This is a genomic window from Streptomyces sp. NPDC053076, from assembly GCF_044546845.1.
Classification (GTDB): Bacteria; Actinomycetota; Actinomycetes; order Streptomycetales; family Streptomycetaceae; genus Streptomyces.
This window is the reverse complement of sequence record NZ_JBITZL010000006.1, coordinates 257,333-273,731: the sequence shown is the minus strand read 5'-3', so window position 1 is coordinate 273,731 and position 16,399 is coordinate 257,333. Positions and strand designations below refer to the sequence as shown.

The 16,399-nt window shown below is 72.2% G+C and carries 16 protein-coding genes; 5 read left to right on the top strand and 11 right to left on the bottom strand.

Features of this window, described 5'->3' with window-relative positions; genetic code table 11:
* Positions 1 to 575: 575 nt before the first annotated feature.
* Complete coding sequence (locus ACIGYR_RS25270; RefSeq protein ID WP_003948568.1) at positions 576 to 1,187, bottom strand: response regulator transcription factor; 612 nt, start codon at positions 1,185 to 1,187, stop codon at positions 576 to 578.
* A gap of 381 nt (positions 1,188 to 1,568) precedes the next feature.
* Between ACIGYR_RS25270 and ACIGYR_RS25265 the strand changes: the two genes are divergently transcribed.
* Positions 1,569 to 1,898: a WhiB family transcriptional regulator gene (locus tag ACIGYR_RS25265; protein WP_391839875.1), complete on the top strand. Its 330-nt coding sequence runs from the start codon at positions 1,569 to 1,571 to the stop codon at positions 1,896 to 1,898.
* 102 nt (positions 1,899 to 2,000) lie between these two features.
* Here the strand turns inward: ACIGYR_RS25265 and ACIGYR_RS25260 are convergent, their stop codons facing one another.
* Positions 2,001 to 2,900, bottom strand: coding sequence for a LysR family transcriptional regulator (locus ACIGYR_RS25260; protein ID WP_391839873.1), 900 nt, complete (start codon positions 2,898 to 2,900; stop codon positions 2,001 to 2,003).
* 81 nt (positions 2,901 to 2,981) lie between these two features.
* Here ACIGYR_RS25260 and ACIGYR_RS25255 point away from each other — a divergent pair, with 81 nt between their 5' ends.
* The 3 genes from ACIGYR_RS25255 to ACIGYR_RS25245 all read left to right on the top strand — a co-directional run bounded on the left by ACIGYR_RS25255 (position 2,982) and on the right by ACIGYR_RS25245 (position 5,284).
* On the top strand, positions 2,982 to 3,650 hold the full coding sequence (locus ACIGYR_RS25255) for an MOSC domain-containing protein (protein WP_399596987.1): 669 nt from the start codon (positions 2,982 to 2,984) through the stop codon (positions 3,648 to 3,650).
* A gap of 76 nt (positions 3,651 to 3,726) precedes the next feature.
* The gene (locus tag ACIGYR_RS25250) at positions 3,727 to 4,500 is read left to right on the top strand and encodes an SDR family NAD(P)-dependent oxidoreductase (RefSeq protein WP_391839869.1); all 774 of its coding nucleotides are present in this window, start codon (positions 3,727 to 3,729) and stop codon (positions 4,498 to 4,500) included.
* Positions 4,501 to 4,576: 76 nt separating this feature from the next.
* Positions 4,577 to 5,284: an ester cyclase gene (locus tag ACIGYR_RS25245; RefSeq protein WP_399596984.1), complete on the top strand. Its 708-nt coding sequence runs from the start codon at positions 4,577 to 4,579 to the stop codon at positions 5,282 to 5,284.
* Between the two features lie 73 nt (positions 5,285 to 5,357).
* On the opposite strand, the gene groL is transcribed toward ACIGYR_RS25245, so the two are convergent.
* The 4 genes from groL to ACIGYR_RS25225 all read right to left on the bottom strand — a co-directional run bounded on the left by groL (position 5,358) and on the right by ACIGYR_RS25225 (position 9,463).
* A complete protein-coding gene (groL, locus tag ACIGYR_RS25240) occupies positions 5,358 to 6,986 on the bottom strand; it encodes a chaperonin GroEL (RefSeq protein ID WP_399596981.1) in 1,629 nt (542 codons plus the stop codon).
* Positions 6,987 to 7,104: 118 nt separating this feature from the next.
* Complete coding sequence (gene groES / locus ACIGYR_RS25235) at positions 7,105 to 7,413, bottom strand: co-chaperone GroES (protein WP_066995800.1); 309 nt, start codon at positions 7,411 to 7,413, stop codon at positions 7,105 to 7,107.
* Between the two features lie 338 nt (positions 7,414 to 7,751).
* Positions 7,752 to 8,561, bottom strand: a complete 810-nt coding sequence (locus ACIGYR_RS25230) for a polysaccharide deacetylase family protein (protein WP_399596977.1) — start codon at positions 8,559 to 8,561, stop codon at positions 7,752 to 7,754.
* Positions 8,558 to 9,463: a polysaccharide deacetylase family protein gene (locus ACIGYR_RS25225; protein ID WP_399596975.1), complete on the bottom strand. Its 906-nt coding sequence runs from the start codon at positions 9,461 to 9,463 to the stop codon at positions 8,558 to 8,560. Before ACIGYR_RS25225 ends, ACIGYR_RS25230 begins: the two co-directional genes overlap by 4 nt.
* Before the next feature lie 90 nt (positions 9,464 to 9,553).
* Between ACIGYR_RS25225 and ACIGYR_RS25220 the strand changes: the two genes are divergently transcribed.
* Positions 9,554 to 10,747 (top strand): methyltransferase domain-containing protein, encoded by a 1,194-nt coding sequence (locus ACIGYR_RS25220; protein ID WP_399596972.1) that lies wholly within the window; start codon positions 9,554 to 9,556, stop codon positions 10,745 to 10,747.
* Here the strand turns inward: ACIGYR_RS25220 and ACIGYR_RS25215 are convergent.
* The 5 genes from ACIGYR_RS25215 to ACIGYR_RS25195 form a co-directional block, all read right to left on the bottom strand.
* Positions 10,668 to 12,095 (bottom strand): RNA polymerase sigma factor, encoded by a 1,428-nt coding sequence (locus ACIGYR_RS25215; RefSeq protein WP_399596969.1) that lies wholly within the window; start codon positions 12,093 to 12,095, stop codon positions 10,668 to 10,670. The genes ACIGYR_RS25220 and ACIGYR_RS25215 overlap by 80 nt on opposite strands.
* 33 nt (positions 12,096 to 12,128) lie before the next feature.
* Positions 12,129 to 12,485: a YciI family protein gene (locus ACIGYR_RS25210; RefSeq protein ID WP_399596967.1), complete on the bottom strand. Its 357-nt coding sequence runs from the start codon at positions 12,483 to 12,485 to the stop codon at positions 12,129 to 12,131.
* 175 nt (positions 12,486 to 12,660) lie between these two features.
* Entirely contained in the window at positions 12,661 to 13,725 is a 1,065-nt protein-coding gene (locus ACIGYR_RS25205) for an LCP family protein (protein WP_399596965.1), read from the bottom strand.
* Positions 13,726 to 13,798: 73 nt separating this feature from the next.
* A complete protein-coding gene (locus ACIGYR_RS25200) occupies positions 13,799 to 15,226 on the bottom strand; it encodes an endo-1,4-beta-xylanase (RefSeq protein ID WP_399596962.1) in 1,428 nt (475 codons plus the stop codon).
* An 82-nt stretch (positions 15,227 to 15,308) separates the two neighbouring features.
* Positions 15,309 to 16,346 carry a LacI family DNA-binding transcriptional regulator gene (locus ACIGYR_RS25195; RefSeq protein WP_399596960.1) on the bottom strand — a complete coding sequence of 346 codons (1,038 nt, stop codon included), beginning with the start codon at positions 16,344 to 16,346 and terminating at the stop codon, positions 15,309 to 15,311.
* Positions 16,347 to 16,399 lie beyond the last annotated feature (53 nt).

Here is a 16,399-nt window from a genome sequence, read left to right as displayed (position 1 = left end):
AGCAGCGCGCGTCCGGCGGGTCGCCTTGCGCATGCCCCTGCGGGGGGTACGGCGAGGGCTGTGCGCCGGAGCGGTGGCATGCCGCGGCGGGCTGTCGTGCGCCGGGGACGTCGCCTTCCGGCACGTCCCGTCGGGGCGCGGACCCGCCCACCGGCGTGCACGGCGAGGGCACGCGTCCGGCACGGTCGCCGCACGGAGTGCGCCGCACCGGCATCGGCACGGCCGCACGCGCCCTTGTCAAGGCACGACCAGGTCAGGACGCACCCCGAGCACCCCCGACGGGCGTGGCACGCCGTCGCCGACGCGGCCTTGCCCGCCCCTCGGCGCACCCGTCGGGGCAGCACCGAAGAGCGCAGGAGCCGACGCCGGTGGAGTGACCGCATTCCCCGGTCCGCCCCGGGCGTTCCGCACAACGGCACCGGACCGCCCCTGGGCGGCCCCCGTGCCATGGTCTCGGCCGGTCGCCCGTGCGGACGCCGCGCGCCACGGCCACGGACAGGAGCACGGACGACAGTGAGACCGGGAGCGCGGCCGGGCAGCGCCCGGTGCCGGGCGGCCCGCTCGGCCCGGCATCGTTACCGGACCAGTCCCCAGCGGAAGCCGAGGGCCACCGCGTGGGCCCGGTCCGAGGCGCCGAGCTTCTTGAACAGGCGCCGCGCGTGCGTCTTGACGGTGTCCTCGGAGAGGAACAGTTCGCGGCCGATCTCGGCGTTCGAGCGGCCGTGACTCATGCCCTCCAGGACCTGGATCTCACGCGCGGTGAGCGTGGGCGCGGCGCCCATCTCCGCCGAGCGCAGCCGACGCGGGGCGAGCCGCCAGGTCGGGTCGGCGAGCGCCTGCGTCACCGTGGCGCGCAGTTCCGCACGCGAGGCGTCCTTGTGCAGGTAGCCGCGCGCGCCGGCGGCGACCGCGAGGGCCACCCCGTCGAGGTCCTCGGCGACGGTGAGCATGATGATGCGCGCGCCGGGATCGGCGGACAGCAGCCGGCGCACGGTCTCGACGCCGCCCAGGCCGGGCATGCGTACGTCCATCAGAATGAGGTCGGAGCGGTCGGCGCCCCAGCGGCGGAGGACTTCCTCGCCGTTGGCCGCCGTCGTCACGCGCTCGACGCCGGGCACGGTCGCGACCGCGCGGCGGAGCGCCTCTCGGGCAAGCGGGGAGTCGTCGCAGACGAGGACGGATGTCATGACCGCCCTCCGCAGCTGATGCGCGTCACCTTGAGCCTCCAGGCTGGTACGGAATCGTCACCTGTGCGGTCGACCGTCTCGGACGCCTGCCCGAGCGCTTGTGTTCTCAACCGCCTCCGCACTCTCAACGACGGTCACTCGAAAGAGTTACGGGGCCGCTTGCCGTCTTCGGCACTCTACGTGAGGGGACCGACACGGTGCAGATATGCCCAACGGACCCTCAACTTTTCATCACAAGCCATGCCCCATTCGGCGCCTTTTCTTCCCGTTTCGCAGTGTCCGGGGCTAGATTCGCAATGAGTCATATTTTCATCTCCTTAGACCGGAGATGTACGGTCGTTGGCACCGTATCCGCCCAGATCGGCTACAAGGGGTCACGTAATGGCAGATTTCTCCCGCCTTCCCGGACCGAACGCGGACCTGTGGGACTGGCAGCTGCTGGCTGCATGCCGCGGGGTGGACAGCTCGCTCTTCTTCCACCCGGAGGGCGAGCGCGGGGCGGCTCGGAGCGCTCGCGAGAACTCGGCCAAGGAGGTCTGCATGAGGTGCCCGGTCCGGGCGGAGTGCGCGGCGCACGCGTTGGCGGTGCGCGAGCCGTACGGCGTCTGGGGCGGCTTGACCGAGGACGAGCGTGAGGAGTTGATGGGGCGGGCGCGCAACCGTCTGGTGGCGGCATCGACCACCAGCGGGCACGACACCCCTCACCACTGAAGGAACGTTTCTGCGCCCCCGGATCGCGGGTGCGCCCCTTCCTTCCCGTAGGGCACGCGTGCGCGTGCCCATGACCCTGCCGCCGCACCCGCCCCCGTACCGCTACGCGCGCCCGGCCGCCCGGGCCAGCTGCTCCAGCGTCGCCGACACGGCCGGCACCTGTGCCAGGTCGGGCAGGGTGAGAGCGACGATCTCGCGCCGTACCGCCGGCTCCAGCCGGACCGTGCGCGCGCCCCGCGGCCGGACCGACTCCACGGCCAGCTGGGGCAGTACGGCGACGCCGAGGCCGGCGCCGACCAGGCCGACCACGGCCGGATAGTCGTCGGTGGCGAAGTCGATGCGCGGGGTGAACCCCGCACCCTCACACACCTCGATCAGCTGGCCGCGGCAGCGCGGGCAGCCCGCGATCCACGGTTCGCGGGCCAGCTCGCCGATGGCGACGCTCTCCGCGCGCGCGAGCCGGTGCCGCTCGGGCACCAGGGCGACCAGACGGTCCGTCAACAGGGGGCGCGCCACGAGGTCGTCCCAGTCCTCGGCGACCGCCGCCCCCTCGTAGCGGAAGGCCAGGGCGAGGTCGCAGTCGCCTTCCCGCAGCAGTTCGACGGACCTCGGCGGCTCGGCCTCCTCCAGGGAGACGCGGGTGCCGGGGTGGGCGGCGCGCAGGGCGGCCAGGGCCGTCGGGACCAGGGTGGAGCTGCCGCTCGGGAAGGAGACCAGCCGGACCCGGCCCGCGCGCAGGCCGGCGATGGCGGCCACCTCCTCCTCGGCCGCGGTGAGCCCGGCGAGGATGCCGGAGGCGTGCCGGACGAGGGCCTCGCCGGCCTGGGTGAGGCGCATCTCGCGCCCGTTGCGGACCAGCAGCGGGGTGCCGACCGAGGCTTCCAGGGCCTTCATCTGCTGGCTGACGGCGGGCTGGGTGCAGCCCAGCTCGCGCCCCGCCGCCGAGAAGGAACCGGTGGTGGCGACGGCGCGCAGGACGCGGAGATGACGGGCCTCGATCACCTCTTGAGCATAAGGCAGCCTTGGGTGATGTTGCCGATACCGCGTCGATGCTTTGGGTCGGGAATCGCATAGCGTGCAGGAATGAAGCTTCTCTCCGTCAATCTGGGCCGGCCCAGGCTCGTGCCCTACACGAACCAGCCGGACGGTCTGACCGGCATCGACAAGCGCCCGGCCGACGGTCCGGTGCGGGTGGCCGCGCCCGGCCCACGAGGGGTCGGCGCGAGCGGGCTGGCCGGGGACACGGTCTGTGACACCCGCTACCACGGCGGGGACGACCAGGCGGTGTACGCCTTCGCCCGCGAGGACCTCGACGAGTGGGAGCACGAACTCGGCCGATCGTTGGCCAACGGTTGCTTCGGGGAAAATCTGACGACGGACGGCCTGGACGTGTCCGGGGCGCTGATCGGCGAGCGCTGGCGGATCGGTTCCGAGGTGGTGCTCGAGGTGACCTCGGGCCGCATCCCGTGCAACACGTTCCAGGGCCATCTGGGCGAACGCGGCTGGGTCAAGAGGTTCACACAGAAGGGCGCAACGGGTGCCTACCTCCGGGTGATCGAACCGGGCGAGGTCCAGGTGGGGGATCCGGTGGAGATCGTGCACCGGCCGGACCACGGGGTGACGGCGGCGATGCAGTTCCGTGCGGTCACCACCGAGCGGGAGCTGCTGCCGCGGCTGCTCGCGGCGGGCGGGGCGCTGCACGCGGAGGCGCTGGCGAAGGCCCGGAAGTACGTGACGGAGCACGGGGGCTGAACGGCCGTCAGGGCAGCGCGGGGCCCGGCGTGCACGGGCAGCGGAGGCTGTCGGTCCGGGTCACTACCCTTGGGCCATGACAACGGCTCTGATTACGGGATCGACCGCGGGAATCGGTGCCGCGTTCGCGCGGCGGCTGGCGGCTGACGGGCATGACCTCGTGCTGGTCGCGCGGGACACCAAGCGGCTGCGCGAACAGGCGACGGAACTGCACGACCGGCACGGCATCGAGGTGGAGGTGCTGACCGCCGACCTGGCGCAGGACACGGGCATCGAGGCGGTGGCCGCCCGGCTCGGCGACCGGAAGAACCCGGTCGACCTGCTGGTCAACAACGCCGGCTTCGGCAACAAGGGACGCTATCTGGACGTCTCGATGGCGGACGAGCTGAGGATGCTCAAGGTGCACTGCGAGGCGGTGCTCCGGCTGACGTCGGCGGCGGCCGAGGCGATGCGCGAGCGCGGCCGGGGCGGGGTGGTGAACGTCGCCTCGGTGGCGGCCTTCGTCCCGCGCGGCACGTACGGCGCGTCCAAGGCGTGGGTCGTGCAGTTCACCCAGGGCGCGGCGAAGGACCTGGCCGGCAGCGGGGTCCGGCTGATGGCGCTGTGCCCCGGGTTCGTGCGCACCGAGTTCCATCAGCGGGCCGGGATGGGCACGGACAACATCCCCGGCTGGATGTGGCTGGACGCCGACAAGCTGGTCGCGGCCGCCCTGGCCGATCTCGCGCGCGGGAAGTCGCTGTCCATCCCGGATCCCCGGTACAAGGCGCTGATGGGGCTGGCGAAGGTGGCGCCGCGCGGACTGCTGGGCGGGATCACGTCGAAGACCGGGCGGAAGTACGGGCCGCAGTAGCAGAGGGGTGGCGCTGCCGTCCCGGTGGGAAAATGGGCGGGACGGTTACCGGACCAGGGGGGCCGGAGGCGGCGCCATGACCTTCGTACAGCTCATCGAGTGCAGGACGAGCCGGCTGGACGAGATGAACCGGCTCATGGACGACTGGGTCCAGCAGACCAAGGGGACGCGTACCGCGACGCACGCGGTGGTCGGCACGGACCGTTCGGACGCGTCGCACGTCGTCGAGGTGGTGGAGTTCCCCTCGTACGAGGAGGCGATGCGGAACTCGAACCTGCCGGAGACCGACCGGATCTTCCGGGGGCTGGTCGCACTGTGCGACGAGATGCCGACGTTCACCGACCTGGACGTCGTGCGGGACGAGCCTCTGTCCGAGCATGTCGTGCGCGCCTTCTTCGAGGCGCTGCGCACCGCGGGCGAACTGCCTCCGCTGAACGATCTGCTCGACGAGGACATCCACAGTCACGACCCGATGAACCCGCAGGACACCATCGGCCTGGACAACGTCCGCGCCGAGTTCCGGATGTGGCGCGGTGCCTTCGACTTCGCGTTCACGGTCGAGGACGTGTTCGCCCAGGGTGACCGGGCGTGCGCGCGGTGGACCTGGCGGGCCACGCACCGGGGCGACTTCCTGGGGATCGCGCCCACCGGCAGGCAGGTCACCATGACCGGGATGACGCTGTTCCGGTTCGGCGCCGACGGCAAGATCGCCGAGCTGTGGTGGCAGCACGACCAGCTGGGGCTGATGCAGCAGCTCGGCGCCCTGGACGAGTTGGAGCAGTAGGCCGACCGGGCGCACAGGGCGAAGGCCCGGCCCCCTCGACGGGGTGCCGGGCCTTCACTCACGGGCGGTCGCCTCAGTGGGCGTGGCCGTGGCTGTGGCCGTGACCCGCGGCCTCCGGCTCCTCTTCCTTCTTCTCGACGACCAGGGTCTCGGTCGTGAGCAGCAGGGAGGCGATGGAGGCGGCGTTCTCCAGGGCGGAGCGGGTGACCTTGACCGGGTCGATGACGCCGGCCTTCACGAGGTCGCCGTACTCGCCGGTGGCGGCGTTGTAGCCCTGCCCCTTGTCCAGGTCCTTGACCTTGGACACGATGACGTAGCCCTCCTGGCCGGCGTTCTCGCCGATCCAGCGCAGCGGCTCGACCACGGCGTTGCGGACCACGGCGACACCGGTGGCCTCGTCGCCGGTCTTGCCGAGGTTGCCCTCCAGGACCTTGGAGGCGTGGACCAGGGCGGAGCCACCACCGGAGACGATGCCCTCCTCGACCGCGGCGCGGGTCGCGGAGATGGCGTCCTCCAGACGGTGCTTCTTCTCCTTCAGCTCCACCTCGGTGGCGGCGCCGACCTTGATCACGCACACGCCGCCGGCCAGCTTCGCGAGGCGCTCCTGGAGCTTCTCGCGGTCCCAGTCGGAGTCGGTGTTCTCGATCTCGGCCTTGATCTGGGCGACGCGGCCGTGGACTTCCTCGGACTTGCCGGCGCCGTCGACGATCGTGGTGTCGTCCTTGGTGACGGTCACGCGGCGGGCGGAGCCGAGCACGTCGACGCCGACCTGGTCGAGCTTGAGGCCGACCTCCTCGGAGATGACGGTGGCGCCGGTGAGGACGGCCATGTCCTGGAGCATCGCCTTGCGGCGGTCACCAAAGCCCGGGGCCTTCACCGCGACGGCGTTGAAGGTGCCGCGGATCTTGTTGACGACCAGGGTCGACAGGGCCTCGCCCTCGAGGTCCTCGGCGATGATCAGCAGCGGCTTGGAGGAGCCGGCCTGGATGACCTTCTCCAGCAGCGGCAGCAGCTCGGTGATGGAGGAGATCTTGCCCTGGTTGATGAGGATGTACGGGTCCTCCAGGACGGCCTCCATGCGCTCCTGGTCCGTCACGAAGTACGGCGACAGGTAGCCCTTGTCGAAGGCCATGCCCTCGGTGAAGTCCAGCTCCAGACCGAAGGTGTTGGACTCCTCGACGGTGATGACACCGTCCTTGCCGACCTTGTCCATCGCCTCGGCGATCAGCTCGCCGACCTGCTGGTCCTGGGCGGACAGCGCGGCGACGGCGGCGATGTCGGACTTCTCGTCGATCGGGCGGGCCGAGGCGAGCAGCTCCTCGGAGATGGCCTTGACGGCGGCGTCGATGCCCTTCTTCAGGGCGGCCGGGGAGGCGCCGGCGGCGACGTTCCTCAGGCCCTCGCGGACGAGCGCCTGGGCGAGGACCGTGGCGGTGGTGGTGCCGTCACCCGCGATGTCGTTGGTCTTGGTCGCCACCTCCTTGACCAGCTGCGCACCGAGGTTCTCGTACGGGTCGTCGATCTCGACCTCGCGGGCGATCGTGACACCGTCGTTGGTGATGGTGGGGGCACCGAACTTCTTGTCGATGACGACGTTGCGACCCTTGGGGCCGATCGTCACCTTGACGGTGTCGGCAAGCTTGTTGACGCCGCGCTCAAGGGCGCGACGGGCGTCCTCGTCGAACTTCAGGATCTTCGCCATGGCAGCGGGAGCCCTCTCGGAAATCTGTGGGTGAAAAGCGCAGCGCCCCGGGCGCCCGGCTTCTTATCGGATGCGGGGGCCAGGGGCGCAGCTCAAAGCAGAGAGTTGCTTGAGGTGATTACTTCTCGATGATCGCGAGGACGTCGCGAGCCGAGAGCACGAGGTACTCGTCGCCGTTGTACTTCACCTCGGTGCCGCCGTACTTGCTGTACAGAACGACGTCGCCGACCTTGACGTCGAGCGGCAGGCGCTCGCCGTTCTCGAAGCGGCCCGGGCCCACGGCGAGGACGGCGCCCTCCTGGGGCTTCTCCTTCGCGGTGTCCGGGATGACCAGGCCAGAGGCGGTGGTCTGCTCGGCGTCGAGCGGCTGGACCACAATGCGGTCCTCGAGCGGCTTGATGGCAACCTTGGAGCTGGTGGTCGTCACGATCCGACCTCCCCCTTCGGAGATCTCACGGGGTTAACTGTCTGAGGTGGCGACCAGGTCGATCCGTCGTCGCGGGTGCCGGATCTGCCCGTCGCGTTTGTTGGCACTCTCACCTGCGGAGTGCCAGAGCCGAGACTATGACCGGGGTTAGCACTCGGTCAAGCGGAGTGCCAATCGGCGTGTGGCGCGTCGGCCGGCGTCCGAGGCTCCGCCGGTGTGTCCCGGCGGTCCGGTGCCGGGCCGCCGGCTCCGGGAACCGCCGCCCCCGGGACCCTGGCTTCGGGCCTTGCCGCCCTCGTCCTCGAACGCCCGGACGGGCTGGTTGCCGCCGGGACGAGCTACAGGTAGTCCTCGAGCCGTCCCACCGTCAGTCCCCGCCGCTGCGCTTCCCTCAGCACCCGCACCGTGCGCTCGCGCAGGGAGAGTTCCCCCGACTCGTCGGGGCCCACCAGGACGATGTCGCCGGGACGCAGGTGGCGGGAGCCGTGGGTGCAGGCGAGGCCGGCCGGGGTGAGGGCGGCGCGCCACAGGACGAGCGCGGAGATGCCGCAGTCGGCCGCGGCGCGCCGGGTGGTGGCGTCGTAGGAGCCGTAGGGCGGGCGGAAGAGGCGGGGGCGGGCGCCGAGGCGGGCGCGCAGGCGGTCCTGCTGGCCGCAGATCTCGGCGCGCTGCTCGGCGTACGGCAGTCCGGCCGGGGCCCGGTGGTCGACGGTGTGGTTCTGGATGCCGGCGCCGAGTGCGCGCAGGCGGGCGAAGTGCCCGTAGCCGGGCGCGGCGACGCTGTCGGTGAGGAACAGGGTGACGGGCAGCCGGAGTTCGCGGACCATGTCGACGAAGCGGGGGTCCCGCTCGGCGCCGTCGTCGTAGGTGAGGAAGACGACCGGGTCCCGGGTGGGGACGTGGTCGGCCACCGGGGGCAGGGCGTGCGCCCCCGGGTGCGCTGCGAGCGGCCGGGCCGGGTGCACCGGGGAGCGGGCGAGCGGCTGGGTCAGCCCCCAGCGCAGATAGCTGCGGTCGGCCCCGGCGCGCGGGTGCACCCCTTGGGCGGCCTTCTTCCCGAGGCGTTCGATGGGGTCGACGGACTGGGCGCAGCCCGTGAGGAGCAGGGCCGCGGCGAGGACCGCCGCCGGCCCCCGCAGGCGCCTCACAGGTAGTCCTCCAGGCGGGCCACGGCGTAGCCCTCGCGCGTGGCCTTGTTCAGGAAGCGGCGCATGTCGTCCACCATCGTGCCGTTCCAGTCGTCCCGGCCACGGAAGTGGGTGAGGACGATGTCGCCGGGGTGCAGGCTGCGGTCCCAGTCGCGGTACTCCCAGTGGTCGACGAAGACCTCCTCGTCCCAGATGGGCGCGTACTTGATCCCGCACTCCTTCGCGGCGCGCAGGGTGTCGCCGTTGTAGTTGCCGTACGGCGGCCGGAACACGGTGGGCGCCTTGCCGAACTGCTTCTTCATGATGGCCTGCATGCCGCAGATCTCGTCCCGCTGCTCCTCGTAGGACAGGCCGGGCAGGTAGGGGTGGGTGAGGGTGTGGTTGTTCAGGGTCACGCCCTGCGCCTGCATCCTGCGGAAGTAGCCGTAGTCGTCCTCGACGAGGTAGTTGCTCAGGAAGGCCGTGTACGGGATCTTCAGCTCGCTCATCATGCGCAGGAACGCCGGGTCCTTGTCGGCCCCGTCGTCGATGGTGAGGAAGACGACCTTCTGCCGGGTGGGGACGGTGGTGAAGACCGGCGGGAGGTCCTCCTCCTCCTGGCCGTCCACCTCGAAGCCGTCCCGGGGTGTGATCGTGGGCTTCTTCGCCGGCGGGGCCGGGGGCGTGAGCGGGGCGTGGTCCAGGCCCCAGCGCTGGGCGGCGGCGACCAGCCGGGCGTGCTCGCCGGCCTGCCGGGCCCGCGGGTCCTGGGGGCGGGCGGGACCGTGCCGACCGGTGGCCGGTTCGGGGCTGCCGGCACAGCCGGACAGGAGGACGGCGGCAGCCAGCGCGACGGCCGTGGAGCCCGCGGCCGTCCTCGCGACCCGCGCCCGACATTTGTCATTTTGTACTACTGCTCGCATGGTGCCGGATCCTCCCAGGCCCCGGCCCGCGAACCGGGCCGACACCGCCGCCGGAGGCGCACCATCCACCGACTGGCCCACAATGACCCGGTGAACGACCTCGCTCTGCTCCTCACCCCCGAAGGCCGCGCCCTCCTCGACGAGGTGCGCGACACCGAGCCCGCGCGGGAGCTGGCCGTGGCCACCCGGTTGCGCCGCGACCACCCGGCCGAACTGGTCTCGGCCGCGCTCGGCCAGGCCCGGCTGCGGCAGCGGGCGGTGGCGAAGTTCGGGGCCGCGGACGCCGGGCGGATGTTCTTCACCCCGAACGGGGTCGAGCAGTCGACGCGCAGCAGCGTGGCGACGTACCGGGCCCACCGGCTGCGGGAGCTGGGCGTGACCTCCGTGGCCGACCTGTGCTGCGGCATCGGCGGGGACGCGATCGCGCTGGCGCGGGCCGGGATCCGGGTGCTGGCCGTGGACCGGGACCCGCTGACCGCGGCGGTGGCCCGGGCGAACGCCGAGGCGCTGGGGCTGGCCGGCCTGATCGAGGTGCGGGAGGCCGATGTCACGGAGGTGGACACCGCCGGGTACGACGCGGTGTTCGTGGACCCGGCCCGGCGAGGCGGACGCGGGAGGGTGTTCGACCCGGAGGCGTACTCACCTCCGCTGTCCTGGGCGATCGAGACCGCCCGCACGGCGCCCCGGGCCGCCCTGAAGATCGCCCCGGGCATCCCGCACGAGGTGGTCCCGGCCGAGGCCGAGGCCGAGTGGATCTCCGACGGCGGGGACGTGAAGGAGGCGGTGCTGTGGTTCGGCACCGGCGCGCCGGGCGCCGTGCGGGCCACGCTGCTGCCGGGCCCGCGCACGCTGCTCGGCCGCGGGCTGCCCGACCCCCAAGTGCGGCCGGTGGGGCGCTACCTGTACGAGCCCGACGGCGCCGTGATCCGAGCGCACCTGGTCGCCGAGGTGGCCGAGGAGGTCGGCGGCGGCCTGGTCGACCCGACCATCGCGTACGTCACCGCCGACGCGCCGCGGCCCACCCCGTACGCCACCGCCTACGAGATCACCGACCGGCTCCCGTTCAACGTCAAGAAGCTGAAGGCCCTGCTGCGGGAGCGCGAGGTCGGCACGCTGACCGTGAAGAAGCGCGGCTCGGCGGTCGAGCCGGAGGAACTGCGCCGCAAGGTCAGGCCGCAGGGCCCGAACGCGGCCACGGTCTTCCTCACCCGGGTGGCGGGGGCGCCGACGATGCTGATCGGGGCTCCGCTGCGGGCGCCCGCCGGAGCGTCTCCACTCGGCTGAGCAGCAGCTTCCGTTCCCTGTCGTTGTGGGCCAGCCCCGCCGCGCGGACGAACTCCTCGCGGGCCTCGGCGGTGCGCCCCAGGCGGGACAGCAGGTCGCCGCGGACGCTGGGCAGCAGGTGGTAGTCGCGCAGCGCGGGCACGGCGGCCAGGGCGTCCACCAGCGTCAGGCCCGCGGCCGGGCCGTCGGCCATCGACACGGCGACCGCCCGGTTCAGCTCGACCACCGGGGACGGCGCGCGGACGGCCAGCAGGCCGTACAGCGTGGCGATGGCGCGCCAGTCGGTCTCCTCGAACGCGTACGCCCGCGCGTGGCAGGCGGCGATGGCCGCCTGGAGGGCGTACGGGCCCGGGGACCCGCCCGCGGTGGCCCGGGCGCGGTCGAGGGCACGGATCCCACGCGCGATGAGCATGCGGTTCCAGCGGCGGCGGTCCTGGTCCCTCAGCAGCACCGGCTCGCCGTCCGGGCCCGTGCGGGCGGCGGTGCGCGACGCCTGGAACTCCAGCAGCGCGGTCAGGCCGTGCACCTCCGGCTCTCCGGGCATCAGCGCGGACAGGACGCGGGCCAGCCGCAGCGCGTCCTCGCACAGGCCGGGGCGCAGCCAGTCGTCGCCGGCGGTGGCCGCGTAGCCCTCGTTGAAGACCAGGTAGATGACGTCCAGGACGGAGCCGAGGCGAGCCTCGCGGTCGGGCCCGTACGGCACCTCGAAGGCGACGTTCTTCGTGGCCAGGGTGCGTTTGGCGCGGACGACCCGCTGGGCGATCGTCGGCTCGGGCACCAGGAAGGCCCGAGCGATCTCGGCCGTGGTCAGGCCACCGAGCAGACGCAGGGTGAGCGCGGTGCGGGCCTGCGGGGACAGCACCGGGTGGCAGGTGGTGAAGACCAGCCGGAGCAGATCGTCGTCGATGTCGTCCGGGGCGGCCGGCTCCTCCGGCGGGGTCGTGGTCTCCAGGTCCCGGCCGATCTCGGCGAGTTTGCGGGCGTAGGACTCGCGCCGCCGGATCAGGTCGACGGCCCGGTGCCGGGCGGTGGCCATGAGCCAGGCGCCGGGATTGTCGGGCACCCCGTCCCGGGGCCACCGCTCCAGGGCGGCGACCATGGCGTCCTGCGCCAGCTCCTCGGCGATGCCGACGTCCCGCACGATCCTGGCGACGCCGGCGATCACGCGGGGCGACTCCAGACGGAAGACGGTCTCGATCGCGTGCGCCGCGGCCGGACCCGGTGCGGCGGGCCGCGGTGGCGTGGGCCGGGAAGCGGCGGACTGTGGCGGAGTGGGCCGCGGTGGCGTGGGCGTGGGCTGTGGTGGCGTGGGCTGTGGTGGCGTGGGCTGTGGTTCCACAGCCCACATGCAACACCCCGGCGGGCAGCGGGCCAAACCGGCTCAGCCCTCGGCGATCTCCCGCAGCTCGCAGGCGATCTGCCACTCCTGGCCGTGGACCCTCAGGAACCGCTGGGTCCACTCCAGCGCCTCGGCCCGGTCCTTGCACTGCATGAGCGCGTAGCCGCCGATGACCTCCTTGGACTCGGTGAACGGCCCGTCGGTGACGGACGTCTTCTCGCCGTTCCAGTCCACCCGGGTGCCCTGGGCGGACGGGGTGAGCCCGCCGGTGTCCAGCAGGACACCGGCCTTCGTCATCTCCTCGATCAGCTCGCCCATCCGCCGCATCAGCTCCTCGCTGGGCCCCCCGGCGGGGGCGGCGGACTCGTCGACGCGCACGAGCGACAGGTAGCGGGGCATGGTGACTCCTTCGGTCGGGCGGCGGGACCGTTCCCCGCCGCTCACCCATGCGTCGAACGGGAGAGGCCCGGATCGACACGGCCGCGGAAAAATCTCCGGGGATTTTTTTCCGGGTCGTCCCTCACGGCGGGACGCCCTCAGCGCAACGGGGTCGTCCCTCACGGCGGGGACGCCCTCAGCGCAGGGACGACCAGAGCGCGCTCGCCGCCGGTTCCTCGGGGACCACCCGGTTGGGATCGGAGGGTGCCGTGACCACCGGCATGGTCACCGTTGTCACCCGGTCGGCGGTCAGGCCCTCCAGGCTCCGGCCGAGACTCATCAGCTCACCCAGGGAGTCCAGGCCGGTGTCGGTGGTGAGACCGGCGGTGACGGCGTCGGCGACCTGGTACAGCTTGGCAGGGTCGGTGAGCCGGCCGGCGTCGGCCAGCCGCTCCAGCAGGTCTTTCACCAGCATCTGCTGGAGCCCTATGCGGCCCAGGTCGCTGCCGTCGCCTATGCCGTGCCGGGTGCGGGCGAGGGCCAGGGCCTGCTTGCCGTCCAGGTGGTGGGTGCCTGCCCGGAGGTGGAGACGGCTCTTGTCGTCGTCGATGTCCTGGCCGGTGGTGACGTCGACCCCGCCGAGCGCGTCGACCAGCCGGGCGAAGCCGGAGAAGTCGATTTCCAGGTAGTGGTCCATACGGACGCCGGTGAGCGACTCGACGGTCTTCACCGCGCACACCGGACCGCCCACCGCGTAGGCGGTGTTGAACATGGCGCCGTGGGCCACCGCCGTGGTGCCGCCGGAGGCGAGCGGGCAGGACGGGCGGGTGACCAGCGTGTCGCGCGGGATGCTGACCACGGTGGCCTTCGTCCGGCCCGCGTCGACGTGCACGACCATCGCGGTGTCGGACCGGGCCCCGGAGCTGTCGCCGCCCCCCAGCTCCCGGTTGGCCGTGCCGCTGCGCGAGTCCGAGCCGAGGACCAGGAGGTTCAGGCTGCCGGTGGGCAGGGGCGAGGCGTCGGCCGGGGCGGACGCCGCCGGGGTGGTCACCGCCCGGGCGGGCCGGTCGTCGCCGAGCGCGCTGTTGATGTCGACGCTCTCGATGTTGCTGTTCAGGTGCCAGTACACCCAGCCGGCCGCCGCCGCGCCCAGCACCAGGGTGCCCGCCAGAGTGAGGCCGGCGATCCGCAGCGCTCTCGGCCGCCGGCCCACCCCTCTGCCCGCGTCGCTCTGCTCCTCTTGTTCCTCGTGTCGCGTCACGACAGGAACGTAAGTCCGAATTATTAGGGGACTGTTAGCGCGAGCGCCGCGAGTCGGCTTTCTTCGGAGATTCTCATCCAAGCGTCACCGTGGGCACCGGATTGCTGCCGCTCCAGGAGCCGTTGAAACCGAACGTCACCGAACCGCCGTCCGCCACCATGCCGTTGTAGGAGGCGTTGGCGCAGGACACCGCCGCGCCGGACTGGGCGCAGGTGGCGTTCCACGCCTGGGTGATCCGCTGGCCCCCGCCATAGCTCCAGCTCACCTTCCAGGAGGACAGCGAGGCACCGGAGCAGGAGATCCTCACCTGACCGGTGAAACCGGTGTTCCACTGGCTGGTGACGCTGTAGGCGGCGGAGCAGGCGCCCGTCGGCGGCGGTGTCGTACCACTCCCGCCCAGGGCCTCGGCGATGCCGTAGTACGCCGGTTTCGGCTGGTAGTTCTCGTCGTACGGGGTCGCCGCGCCGTAGCCCGGGAAGGTGCCCGGCACCCAGGAGTCGGCGTCGGTGAAGCCCCACACGGTGACGTTGACGCACCGGGTCACGGCCGCGCACGCGGCCACCACGGACTTGAAGTCGGCCGCCTGCTGGGCGAGTTTCGTACGGTCGGCCGGCAGTTGCATCCGGACGTCCAGTTCGGTGATCGCCACGTCGACACCGAGGTCGGCGAAGCGCTGGATGTTCTGCTGGAGCGTCGACGGCACCTGGCCGAGGATCAGATGGGCCTGGAGACCGACGCCGTCGATCGGCACGCCCTGCTGCTTGAGGGACTTGACCAGGTTGTACAGGGCGGTGGACTTCGCGCCCACGCCCTCGACGTTGTAGTCGTTGATGTACAGCTTGGCCCCCGGATCGGCCGCGTGCGCCCAGGTCAGGGCGTTCGCGATGTAGCCGGAGCCGAGGCCGTTGTACCAGAGGGAGGAGCGGTAGGTGCCGTCCTCGTTGAAGGGTTCGTTGACGACGTCCCAGGCGGCGATCCGGCCCTTGTAGCGGCCGACCTCGGTGCCGATGTGGTTCTGCAGCAGGCTGCCGAGCTGGGCGGGGGTCCAGCTGCCGTTCGTCAGCCAGCTCGGGTTCTGGCTGTGCCAGACCAGGGTGTGGCCGCGCACCTGCTGGTCGTGGGCCTGGGCGAAGGCCACGATACGGTCGGCCTCGGTCCAGTTGAAGCTGCCCTGGGCCGGCTCGACGCTCTCCCACTTCATGGCGTTGCCGGGGGTGAGCGAGCCGAACTGGGTGCCGGTGATGTCGCCGTAGCCGCCGGTCAGCGCGGTGCCGGTGACGGCCGTACCGATGACCTTGCCCCGCGCCGCGGCCAGGTCACGCAGCGGGGTGCCGGCTGCCTGAACCGTGCCGGCCGCCTGGGCAGTGCCGGTGCCGGCCGCCTGGACAGTGCCGGTGCCGGCTGCCTGGGCGGTGCTCGTGCCAGGGCCGGCGGTGCACAGGCCCACGGCGGTGACCAACGCGGCCAGGCCGGCCTTCAGGGATGTTCTGGAGGATCTCATCGCGGGCGCCTCCGAAAGTTTCGGTCATGTAACCGATTGACTTCGGAGGAGTGTGGGCGCGGGCCCCCCACCCGTCAATACGTCAACTTCCGGCCACGCCCGGCGCCGCGGTGCTGGAACGCACCACCAGACTCGTGGCCAGCTCCACCCGGGTCGCGGCCCGCTCCTCCCGTACCTGGCCCAGCTCCAGCACCAGCCGGGCCGCCGCTGCGGCCATCTCGGCCAGCGGCTGCCGTACGGTCGTCAGCGGCGGACCCACCCAGCGGGCCACCGGCAGATCGTCGAAGCCGACCACACTGAGGTCCTCCGGAATGCGCAGGCCCAGTTCACGGGCGGCCTCGTACAGGCCGAGCGCCTGGAGGTCGTTGCCCGCGAAGACGGCGGTCGGCCGGTCCGGGCGGCGCAGCAGCTCCAGGCCCAGGCGGTAGCCGGCGTCGTGGTGGAAGTCGCCCGTCACGACGAGCGAGGGATCGACGGGCAGGCCGGCCGTCTCCAGGGCCGCGCGGTAGCCGTCCACCCGCGCCCGGCTGCACATCATCCGGGACGGGCCGCTGATCGCGCCGATCCGGGTGTGGCCGAGTTCCACCAGGTGGCGGGTGGCGGCGAGGCCGCCCTGCCAGTTGGTGGCGCCGATGGACGGCACGTCCGGGCCCGGGTCGCCGGCCGGGTCCATCACCACGAACGGGATGGACCGGCTGGTCAGCAGCGCCCGCTGGGACTCGTCGAGTCCGGACAGCACCAGCACCACGCCGTGCGGGCGGCGGGCGGCGACCTGGTCGGCCCAGGTCCGGCCGGGGGTGAGCCGGCCGGCCGACTCGGACAGCACCACGCTCAGCCCGGCGTCCCTGGCCACGTTCTCCACGCCCCGGATGACCTCCAGCGCCCAGGCACTCTCCAACTCGTGGAAGACCAGGTCGATCAGGGGCGAGCGGGATGCCTCGGCGCGGCGGCGCCGGTAGCCGTAGGCGCGCAGCAGCTCCTCGACGCGGGTGCGGGTCGCGGGGGCGACATCGGCACGGCCGTTGAGGACCTTCGAAACAGTCGGAGCGGAGACCCCGGCCTCACGGGCGATCTCGGCGAGGGTCGCCGTCTGCGTTTCTGCGGGCTTCGGAGGCGTCATGCCCGCGATCGTATCCCCGCCGGCCCTCTTGACGAAGGTCCTGGCGCACCATA